The organism is Carnobacterium sp., assembly GCF_032094055.1.
In the GTDB taxonomy this organism is placed as follows: Bacteria; Bacillota; Bacilli; order Lactobacillales; family Carnobacteriaceae; genus Carnobacterium_A.
This window is the reverse complement of the sequence record NZ_DAMDAK010000034.1, coordinates 12062-23066: the sequence shown is the minus strand read 5'-3', so window position 1 is coordinate 23066 and position 11005 is coordinate 12062. Positions and strand designations below refer to the sequence as shown.

General features: G+C 35.3%; 8 protein-coding genes. 5 read left to right on the top strand and 3 right to left on the bottom strand.

Annotated elements, in window-relative coordinates:
- Window positions 1–455: 455 nt before the first annotated feature.
- Complete coding sequence (locus RT405_RS06925) at window positions 456–1355, top strand: glycine betaine ABC transporter substrate-binding protein (protein WP_313468680.1); 900 nt, start codon at window positions 456–458, stop codon at window positions 1353–1355.
- A 272-nt stretch (window positions 1356–1627) separates the two neighbouring features.
- Window positions 1628–2272 (top strand): hypothetical protein, encoded by a 645-nt coding sequence (locus RT405_RS06920; protein ID WP_313468678.1) that lies wholly within the window; start codon window positions 1628–1630, stop codon window positions 2270–2272.
- Window positions 2273–2584: 312 nt separating this feature from the next.
- Here RT405_RS06920 and RT405_RS06915 read toward each other — a convergent pair whose 3' ends face one another.
- On the bottom strand, window positions 2585–4123 hold the full coding sequence (locus RT405_RS06915; RefSeq protein WP_313468677.1) for an ATP-binding cassette domain-containing protein: 1539 nt from the start codon (window positions 4121–4123) through the stop codon (window positions 2585–2587).
- A gap of 428 nt (window positions 4124–4551) precedes the next feature.
- Complete coding sequence (locus RT405_RS06910) at window positions 4552–6153, bottom strand: Mur ligase family protein (protein ID WP_313468675.1); 1602 nt, start codon at window positions 6151–6153, stop codon at window positions 4552–4554.
- A gap of 1002 nt (window positions 6154–7155) precedes the next feature.
- Here RT405_RS06910 and RT405_RS06905 point away from each other — a divergent pair.
- On the top strand, window positions 7156–7743 hold the full coding sequence (locus tag RT405_RS06905) for a reverse transcriptase domain-containing protein (RefSeq protein WP_313468673.1): 588 nt from the start codon (window positions 7156–7158) through the stop codon (window positions 7741–7743).
- A gap of 179 nt (window positions 7744–7922) precedes the next feature.
- Window positions 7923–8033: a group II intron maturase-specific domain-containing protein gene (locus tag RT405_RS06900; protein WP_313468671.1), complete on the top strand. Its 111-nt coding sequence runs from the start codon at window positions 7923–7925 to the stop codon at window positions 8031–8033.
- Between the two features lie 364 nt (window positions 8034–8397).
- Here RT405_RS06900 and RT405_RS06895 read toward each other — a convergent pair whose 3' ends face one another.
- The gene (locus RT405_RS06895; RefSeq protein WP_313468669.1) at window positions 8398–9990 is read right to left on the bottom strand and encodes an ABC transporter ATP-binding protein; all 1593 of its coding nucleotides are present in this window, start codon (window positions 9988–9990) and stop codon (window positions 8398–8400) included.
- 184 nt (window positions 9991–10174) lie between these two features.
- Here RT405_RS06895 and RT405_RS06890 point away from each other — a divergent pair.
- The coding region (locus RT405_RS06890) for a hypothetical protein (protein WP_313468668.1) at window positions 10175–11005 on the top strand (831 nt) is incomplete at its 3' end.

The window sequence follows — 11005 nt, the reverse complement described above, 5'->3', positions numbered from 1 at the left end:
AATTATTGAGAGATTTTTCAAAATTATATGTTTTTCGGCGATAACCGAAAAGGTCAGATCAGAATAGTTAAAAGAAACTAGATCGATTTATTTGTAAAAAAAGTTAGATTTATTCCACACCTTGCTTTTGAATTTCAAGACAAGCTGTTTCTAGCTCTTCTGGCAGTAGATTTGAATCTAAAAATCATTCATGTTACGCTTTTAAGGTCTATAAAAATCGATGACCTACTCTCAAAAAAGGAGGTCTTAAGATTATAATAATTACAAGTTAACGGGTTCCTGAAAGGTTTGGAATGCTGATTGTACATAGGGTTATCGGAGATGAAGAAACAATGAATGAAAAATAAACGAAGTATTCTTGCCAGTATTTTTAACAATTATGTTGATTAAGGACTGGAAATTAGCCGAATAACAAAGGAGAATGCTTTTTAATTTAAATGGAGGAAAGTGAAAGTATGCTAAACGTAAAATCTATCGGAATGGTTCTTGGATTATCGACTGCTTTGCTGTTAGGCGGATGTGGCAGTAATGAAGGAACAGAAAATGGGGCAAATGCAAGTGTAAGCGAACAAGTGAATTATACTGTTACAGGTATCGAACCTGGAGCAGGAATAACGAATATGGCACATCAAACTTTAGAAGAATATGAAAACTTGGAAGGTTGGGAACTTGAAGAAAGCTCAACTGGTGGTATGCTGACATTGCTGGATCAAGCAATCAAAAATGAAGAGCCTATTGTAATAACAGGATGGGCTCCGCACTGGATGTTTTCAGAATATGATTTGAAATACCTAGAAGACCCGAAAGGAACCATGGGAGATGTCGAGAGCATTCATACTATTGCAAGATTGGGACTTGAGGAAGAAATGCCTGCTGCCTATAAAACTCTTGATGCTTTCCATTGGGAAGTAGAAGATATGGAAGCTGTAATGTCTGAAGCACAAGACAGTTCCTTTGAAGAGGCGGCGACAAGTTGGGTAGAAGCAAACCAAGACAAAGTGGACGAGTGGCTGGAAGGCACTGAAAAAGTGAATGGGGAAGAAATAAAACTTGTGTCAACACCATGGGATACAGAAAGAGCTTCTTGTCTGGTTGCTAAAGCTGTATTAGAGCAGCAAGGTTATGAAGTAACCGTAACAGATGTTGATCCTGCAGTTTTATTCGAAGCAATTGCAACTGGGTCAGCAGATGCTTCCCTGGCACCATGGTTGCCAACAACACATGCTGCTTTTTATGACAAACATAAAGATGATATGATAGATTTGGGTAAAAACTTAACAGGTGCAAAAAATGGATTAGTTGTCCCTGACTATATGGATATTGATTCTATTGAAGATTTAGAACCAAAAGAATAAGAGAACAGTAGGATAAGCAAACAAACACTAAAAGCAGCAAACTTAAATTAGGTTTGCTGCTTTCTTTACAGTATATCTAATACCTTAGTTTTTTTGTAGAGTAGAGTATTATAAAAAAATCGAAAAAAGCTTGTTCCTTCAACTCTATTTTAATATTATTTGCAGGTACCGTTCATATATGCTAGGTTAAAAAAAGAAAGACATTTTGCATCATTAAATCTAAAGACTCAGGTCGTAACAACATTATTAACTTTTTGAAGGAGACCTATACTATGAACAATAATAGTTTTACTTTTTTGGTAATTCCACTAATAGTAATAATTACAAGTTTAATAGCTAGATATATAAGAAAGAGAATTTATAGACCTAAATATGAAGACGGAGTGCAAAAGCCAGGGAAATTAGAAGGTTTTATTTTGAACATACTTATATCTATAGATGCTCTTTTGGCAGTTATGCTTATCTTAGGTATAATTATGAAAGAATCTGAAATGGCTATAGTAAGTGGGGGTTTAGCTTTTTTTATTTTAGCTATTATTATGTTTTTAAAACAGGCTTATAGGGTCTCATATCAAGAGAATACTGAATATTTCATTTTAAAATCTAGAAATAAAGAGTATCAAGTCTATTATGAAAATATTATTGACTGGCAGCCTGCTTTTAATGAAATAGCAATTCTGGATAAAACCAGATCAGATGAAAAGTACATAAAAATAAATATTAAAATTTTTAAACCAGAAATCATGCTGCGAAAAATTGCTGATATGACATTTGCTGGTAAGTTATACAGCTTAGATCATAACTATTTTGAAGATCCAAGCAGGAAGACAGAAATAGTATCCTATCTTGTTAAGAATGATTACGGTTATTTAATAAAAGACTATATTGAAAAAACAGAAAATAAATATCCGACATAATGACTGGAAATCAGCTTTCAATGTGCTGGATAAAACCGTTACTTTATATGGTGGTTTGTCATTTTACTGATACTACGATAAACTTCTCGGAAAATGACATCAGATTGTTAAGCAATGCTCAAATCGTTAATTCTGAATGAATAGATGATTAGGAATAAAGATTTAGCAGTAGACATTATTATTGTTTTAGAAACTCAACAAAAAAGAACCTTGTATCAAGGTTCTAAAAATACGATTTTCTATAAAATTATCTATTCAGAACCCTATGCGAATAGGATTCTTTTTAGCGCGGTCCACTTTTTTTTATAAGCTTTACTCAATTTCTACTTTGACTAAACCGTCTTTCTTCAATTCATATACTTGGTCACAAACTTCTTTTAAAAACATTCTGTCATGTGAAACAGTTATGATCGATCCTTCGAAACCTTTAAACAGTTTTCGTAATTCTGGTTGGGAAAGAGGCGAAAAATTACGTGTAGGTTCGTCCAACAACAACACATTTTGTCCGGATAAATCGATTTTCAATAACAATAATTTGGCTTGCTGCCCGCCTGATAGTGAACGGATGGGATGATGCATTTCATCTGCTGTAAAACGCATGCTTCCTAGGTAAGTCATCACTTGTGTGTGTTCTTCGCTGTCACCTGTTTCGCTAAGGAACTCAACAGGTGTTTCATCAAGCCGTAAATAATCAGTATAATTTTGCGGCATATACCCAGCTGCAATGTCTGTACGTTGGCTTAATTCTGTCCATAATTGTTTCAACAGCGTGCTTTTTCCGATCCCATTTTGTCCGATAATGCCTATTTTTTGAGGAGATTTGACAAGCAAGTTCAATGAGTGAGTTAAAACTTTATCTTCCAGCTTCACATTTTTATTTTCTAAATTCAGGATAATTTTATTTGCGGGAAGTGGTTTAGTGTTTGAGAATTTCACTAAGATAGCATCTGCTTTTAGTGGAACATCTTCAAAGTTTTCCTTTTCACGCTCAAATCGTTTGCCCATGGATTTTACTGCATGCATTTTCTTTTTGAGTAACCTGCCACCAGCTGGGTCTTGCCTTGAAATGGTTCCTTGAGCATGATGTACACTGCTTTCAACTTGCCGGTACTTTTCCATTTGTTTTTGGTGTTCTTCACGCTGTTTGTTGGCGACTTGAGATTGGTGTTCATAGCGTGCTTCTTTTTGTTCAAGATAGTCTTTATAGGATAAATTAGATACAGTTGCGACTGGAATCGTCTTGTGCTGTAATAATTCAAGCTGAATGACTTTGGTTGCTGTAGCGGCAAGTAAAGATTCGTCATGTGAAATAAACATAACGGTTAATGGAGTGGATCTGATAAAATGTTCTAGCCATTTGACTGTATCAAGGTCCAAGTCGTTGGAAGGTTCGTCCAGCAATAACAAATCAGGCTCCGTAGCGAGGGCTTTTAGCAGCTGAACTTTGACTTTTTCACCACCGGATAGACTGCCTAATGATTGTGAACTGGTTAACCGTTCAGCATCAAATCCAAGTTGTCCCACTAATTGATAGAGCTTTTGGTAATCCATCTCCATAACGTCTGTTTGTCCGAAAAAATACTGGTCGACTGTGAAGTCCATATATTTTTGCGGTAAGGACTGTGGCAAATAAACCATCCGACTGAATTGGTTGATCAATTCTCCTTCTGCTTGAATGTAGGATTCAATGTTCTTATCCCCCATTATCCATTTCAATAATGTTGATTTTCCATTTCCTTCTTCGCCAATGATGGCTACTTTTTCTCCAGGATTGACTATAAAGCTCAAGTCCTTAATAATTTCTTTCAAATCCGTCAAATGGTGCAAAGTTAAATTTCTAACTTGTAACATAAAATTTCCTCCTATCTAATAAAATAAAACTGACCGCCAGCAAGTTTCTGCGACGGTCAGATCAATTCAAATAAACAGGTAGAAGAGGGGCATACTCTAATTTTCGCACAGTACGCCAATTCAGTTTCGAAAGTTGTTTAAATGATGTATCTAAAAAAACCGCTGCAAAGAAACCTGCTAAATAAGCAGAAACCGTTTCTTCTTCAATTACGATTGTTTTAGATAGTGTACATTTAGGCACAACCTTTCGATTTATTTAGGTATAGTATAGCAATAATGGCGGATGTGTGCAAAGCATACGTTGTATCCTCTCAAACTATTAAGATATTAAATTAGATGCTGTTGATATAATTAACATCCCCCCTGACTTAGTACATCAATATAGGCTAAGATTTCTTTTAGGTTTATACTTTCGATTGCTTTTAAACTCATGAACTAAAATTTAAAGTTTTTCCAGCTACCTTGAAAGAATCCATTCCAATGATTTTATTCTCTAATACTTGATCAATCCTTTTATCATCTACTGTAGGATGGATTTCCTTTAATAATTCTAATGTCTTTTTTGCACCTTGGTCCATTGAATGTGCTCCTGAAATCAATAGAATGTCCTCTACATTCAACTGTTCAACGCTGAGTCGCAATGCATCTTCTAGTTCTTTAAAAAATGCAACCTCAATTTTATTTTGTTTCATCACTTTCAAAAAAGCGGCTAATTCTTCTTCTGAGACTTCATTATTTTTATCTACATGTGATGATGCCGTTGTCAAAATGATCTTCGCAACTTTCATTTTACGGAACCATTCTGTTAAAGACTCCGCAATTTCTGTACTGTGCGCTGGACCGTTATTTCCTCTGATTGCATGCACAAGATGCAGTTCGTTGTAATTTAAATATCTGATGGTTTCCATACATGAATCAATGTTGTTTTGGTTCAATAACAAGTCATCTATCACTTTAAATTCTTTATTATAGAGTATCTGGAATCGTCTCTCTACACCTCGGAAATTTTTAAGGCCTCGTTGGATATTTTCAATCGATATATCATTGACCAATCCTACAACAAGTGCTGTGAGTGCGTTAGAGATAGAATGATAACCTGGAACCGACAGTTCTAAACCGAAAGTTGTGGCCTCAATTCTTTTTCCGCTTAGGGTGTTAAAGTTTTTTTGTATATTTACTGTAAATGAGGGGATACCTGATGCAAATCGAATATCTGAGACGGTGATCGTACCTGACTTATTTTCAATTCCGAAAGTAACGACTTGAGCTTCGGTCTCTTCTTCTAGAGGGACAAGCAGCGACTCATCAAGATTCAAAATAGCTGTACTTGTTTTAGAAGCATTTCTTATCAAAGAAGCTTTAGCGTTAAAGTAAGCATCAAAAGATTCATGTAGTTTGATGTGTTCTGGACTGATATTCATAAAGGCCACAACGTCAAAGGCAGTATGATAAACGCGTTTAAGATCCAGTGCTGAGGAAGAAACTTCCAAGGAGACATGTGTAATTTCGCGATCTCTCATTTTTGCAAAAAGCTGTTGCAAATCGTAAGATTCCGGAGTAGTTAATCTGCTCATTTCAAATTCTTTATCGATTTTAATTAGAATAGTTCCTATTAAGCCAGACTTCAATTGATGGGCCTTAAAGATTTCTTCTGTCATGTATGTAATCGTCGTCTTCCCATTAGTAGCAGTTACTCCGAATATGCTCATTGACTTAGAAGGATGATCAAAAAAATTACTCGACAAAATAGCTAAAGCTTCACGACTATCTGAGACTTTAAGTTGAAGAACATCTATGCTTTCAATGAACTGTTCGACAATGATAACCGTTGCACCTTGGCTTGCAGCATGTTTTGCGTAGTTATGTCCATCTGTTTGGTAACCTTTAATACAGACAAATAAAGTATCAGTACCTACTTCTTTTGAGTGATAAGCAATTTTTTTTATATCGATTTCATCTAATTCTAGTTGACGCTGATTATGGCGGATAGAATCAATCTCTACCGATTTCAATAAGTCTGTTAGATTCATAATGATCGTGACTCCTCTAGTGGTTGTGTCGATAATTTGATAAGTCATATTTTTTTGTAGGTTACGTCTATTAATAATAGTAAGTTTACTATTTTAACTGTTTTATGTCATATCATTTGACTTGATATATCAGTAACTGAAAAATCCCTCTTGAGTGTATCTATCGCTCCTGTTGTACCTATACTGCTTCAGATACTCAGCTGCATAAGCCAAATCCTGATCCAATACAAAAAGCTATTGATTAATAGGAGTAGATAAATCGGAGATAATTTATATAGGAGATACAAACTATGATATGAAAAGTGTCAAATCTTGTGGAGGGATCATTTGGCTGAGTAAAATGGGATGCATTGAAACACATCTCGTTTGACTAAGTTGATTTTACTTTTCAATCGCCTAAAGACATATTGGCCAAAATACATGAAATTAGATAAAGTCATGTATTAAGAATCTTGATTAATCAAGGTTCTTTTTTGAGGTGCGCCCAGCATGGGCGATAACTTGGTGGTGAAAGTTCACTACAGGCTTGGCAGTAGGAACTGTTAGCTGGAAGCAAGGGTGTCCACCGTGAGGTGGAATTTGAAGGAAGCTGGAGGCAAACACTCGCACTGACGAACAAAAATTTCATAGGAAGGTTGGACTGGGATGGACGAATTTGCCTCAAAAGACGAAGTCCGATACTGCACAAATCCCAATCAGTAAATGAGACAGTAACATGAGTGGAAGGTTATCGCATCTTACCTGGGGAGGTCTCACTAGCGACACAGTAGTAACAACGAATAGTGAGAAGTCAGCTGAGGTCATAGTAGGGAAAAGGTACCGAAGGACCGAACAATATTCATACAAAGTATAGATTGGAGGTTAGAGGATACGTTGACTACAGAAAACAACCGAACGGTTGGCAGTCTATAGAGGGATAAGGTGGAACCGAAAGAGTATGTAGATGCGTAGAGTATTCCTCTAGGTAATATGAAAGAACTGTATCGTAAGTCTCCATCATTAATGGAGCTTGTTGTAAGCAGGGAAAATCTACGAACCGCTGCAGAAGCAGTTAGACGCAATAAGGGCGCAGCTGGAGTAACTATTTGGGAAGTAGAGGAACATTTCAAAGAATATTATCTGCTCTTAAGGCAGAAACTTCTGAATAGCACCTACAAGCCTAAATCAGTTAAACGGGTAGAAATTTCAAAGCCAAATGGGACCAAACGAAAACTTGGGATTCCTTGCGTTCGAAACCGAGTGGTACAACAAGCGATTAAGCAAGTGATTGAACCCATCATTGGCCCAAACTTTCCTCCACAAAGTCATGGGTTCCACCCTCATAAAGGAAAGCATACAGCACTAAAACAGTGTATAGAATATTATGAAAAAGGCTATAAAGTAGTGGTGGATTGTGATTTGAAACAATATTTTGATACACTCAATCATGATAAGTTGATGTACCACCTTGAACAGTTTATTCGTGACGGGGCTATCCTTCAGATTATCCGTAAGTTCTTGGTGAGCGGGGTAACAGATTTGTCTGGCGAATTCGTAGAAAGTAAAACGGGCGGGAGAGCGTGTTCTGAAAAGCGTGATACGTTTTATTGAAAAAGACCTCAAACTCATTGTCAACACAGACAAAAGTAAAGTGGGGTCTCCAACTCGTTTAAAATTCTTGAGCTGTCTAATAAAGAATGTGAATTGAACCTGTCGTTTTATCCCTACCAAAGAAGCCAAAAATAAATTCAAGGCGGAACTGAAACGGAGAACCAGTCGGAAACGCGCAGGTGATTTCAAAAACCATCATCAAGGAAATCAACCAGGTGACGCGAGGATGGATTGGCTATTTTGAGCATGGATTTATTAGGTCTTTTATTAATAAGGAGATAGAACCCTAGTTACATCATAGAATCAGGCAGCTCATCCTCAAAAGATGGAAAGGGCCTAAAACAAAAATAACGAAGTTAAGAGAGATGGCAGAGTCTGCTTACGCAAGATATTGAACCGCCGTATACTTGAACGGTACGTACGGTGGTATGAGAGGTCGGAGCCGTGAGGCTCCTCCTACTCGATTATGTTCATTATTTTTTTAAAATTAAACAAAACCTAGTTTATCTTTGCTGTACTAAAAGAAACAGATGATTTAAAATTTTTTTACTTAAGCAAAGTGAATGTATTTTAGTAAGTGATCATTTTGATTAAGGTAAGTATGATTTTCTTCACTTTTATATCTAGCCTCTTTAGTCACTAGGTTAAATATATTTATGAAAGCAATATGACTTGATTTAATTGTTTCTGAATCGATTCACGTAGTTGATGAGTAATCATCAGTACAGTTAGTTCATCATTTTCTATCAGTTGTTTTTCGATTTCTAACGCACTCTTTTCATCTAAACTAGAGGTCCCCTCGTCTAGTAGGATAATTTTTTTACCACGAACCAAACCACGAGCGAGTGCTACGCGTTGCCGTTGTCCACCGGAAAGTAGACGACCAGCATCGCCAATATCTGTATCAATTCCTTGAGGTAGATTTCTTACCACTTCATCTAAATTGCTAGCCTTTAATGCCTGTTGGATTTGTTCTTTGGAAAAATCCTCATCTAAAGTGATATTTTCTCGGACTGTTCCTTCAAATAGATACGGAATTTGATCCATGTATAAAATATGTTCACGCAATTCTCTTCCAGATAATATACTCAATTCTTTTCCTGCAAATTGGACTGAACCATCGTAATTCGTTAATTTACCATTTAGAATATTTAGTAGTGTTGTCTTTCCGCTACCACTTGCACCAACGATGGCATATTTTCCACCTAACTGAAATGAAAAGTCTAAATTATTCAGAATCACTTTGCCATCATATGCATAACTTAAATTATCTAAAACAATTCCCGAGTCAACTATTTTGATTTTTTCAGTAGACTGCTCAACAAAAGGTTCAATTGTTTCTAACTTTTTAAAAACAGGTTCAACTGATCGGATGGCAGCAATTTGTTGACTAATATTTCCTACAGTATTAAATATAGTGCCTGCTAACTCTCCCGTTGCCAAGATTGAACCTACGGACACTATCGATTGAAAAACTAAATACCCAGTTAGCCCCATAATCGACAGTTGGCCCACAATATTTCCAAAAGTACCTAACATGGCTACTTTTGCAGTCACTTTAGCTCGTTTATTTTTAACATCAGCTAGTTTGAGAGATGATTCTTCCATATTTTTTGTTATTTTTCCTAGTAGATTAAAGGAAAAAAACGTATCAAAGCCATTGAGAGTGTCTGTGACCTTACTTAAGAAACGTTCGCTTTCTTCGGTTACTAATAAAGAAGCCATACTGAGCGCTTTTTGGTACAACATTGGCAATAGAATTGTTAAAATAGTAACAACGAGGGTCAATAAAACAATAGACCAATGAAATATAAACATGGCAATAATTGAACTAACAGCGCTAATTATTCCTCCTAAGACGGCATAAAGTTGATCGAAAGCAACCGTTTCAATCGTATTTAAATCATTACTGAGCCAAGAAGCATATGTTCCAACTGATTTTGTATGGAACTTTGAGTAACTAGTCTGTTCCATTCTCTTTGTAACGTCCATTCGAATAGCAGTAGCCATTTTTTGTTTTGTTTGGCTTTTTTTATTGATTTCAATGTACGAAAAGAATAAAAATACAAGGAAAATTGCCGCATTGGCTAAAAGTGTCTCAAAAAATAATGTAAAATTAAGATCAACTAATGCATTTAAAGAGGATGCCATGATTACACTTACTAATGTTAGACAAACATTAGTGATGACTAATAAGCCAAAAATTAACAAGTTATGTTTCCAGAAACGTACTATATATTTTTTCATTTTTTCTCCCCTATTCATTCTTTCACTTAAAACAAATTATTTTGCCATAATGATGTATACATCTAGTTTTAAATGAGAGGCTACTGTGTTGAATGTACAATTATTTTATTTGTATCTAAAGTATAAACGAACTATACTTAATCAAAATAAAAAATTGCATATATGCAAGAAACAGGGAGAAAGTATGAATTATAGTAAAACATTTAAGAAAATACGAATAGCAAAAGGCATGAAACTGAAGGAAGCTGCTGGAAATACACTATCAATTTCTCAATTGTCTCGTTTTGAAAATGAACAATCGATGATCTCAATGGATTCATTCATTGAATTGCTAACGAATGTGAATACCTCACCAGAAGAATATTTTTACTTATTGAGACAAGAAGAAGAAAATGAATTAAAGAACTATTTTAATAAAATAAAGAATTTGGTCAATAATAAAAAGTATGACGAACTTGAAGAGTTAGCCATTGACTTAAAAAATCAAAAACCTACATCGAATAGTTGGATGAGTTTCATAGTATTGTTTGTGGAGAGCATTATTATTGTAGACAAAGAAAAAAGACCATTAAATCAGCCAAAAGTTCTTTCTTATTTGGTAAAAGTGGAAGACTGGGGAGAAATGGAATTATATATTTACGCGATTTTTGGTTTTGTATTTGATGTAGAAACAACCTATCTTTTAATGAAAACAGCGATAAAAAAAAGCCGGTTATACCAATCTATTTCACAAGATATGAAGTTGCTATTTGGTATTTTGTCAAATAATTTTTCTACGTTTCTTCTGCATAAACGCTACGATTATGCAGAAGAAACACTTGCTATTTATGAAAAACAACTATCAGAAAACACCCTATTAATTGAACCTCATTTAGATTTTTTATTTAATAAAGGAATTTTGGCTTTTACGCAAAAAAGAGAAGACGAGGCAAACGGGTACTGCGAACAAGTATTTGAACTTTGTCGTTTATTTAAGCTAACTGAACAAGAAGAAAACTATCGAAAGCGCTACCTT

Excerpts from the sequence above, each read along its gene's own strand:
- RT405_RS06910 (WP_313468675.1), bottom strand. The coding sequence starts at position 6,153 with ATGAATCTAACAGACTTATTGAAATCGGTAGAGATTGATTCTATCCGC.
- RT405_RS06915 (WP_313468677.1), bottom strand. The coding sequence starts at position 4,123 with ATGTTACAAGTTAGAAATTTAACTTTGCACCATTTGACGGATTTGAAA.
- RT405_RS06920 (WP_313468678.1), top strand. The coding sequence starts at position 1,628 with ATGAACAATAATAGTTTTACTTTTTTGGTAATTCCACTAATAGTAATA.
- RT405_RS06925 (WP_313468680.1), top strand. The coding sequence starts at position 456 with ATGCTAAACGTAAAATCTATCGGAATGGTTCTTGGATTATCGACTGCT.
- RT405_RS06895 (WP_313468669.1), bottom strand. The coding sequence starts at position 9,990 with ATGAAAAAATATATAGTACGTTTCTGGAAACATAACTTGTTAATTTTT.
- RT405_RS06905 (WP_313468673.1), top strand. The coding sequence starts at position 7,156 with ATGGAGCTTGTTGTAAGCAGGGAAAATCTACGAACCGCTGCAGAAGCA.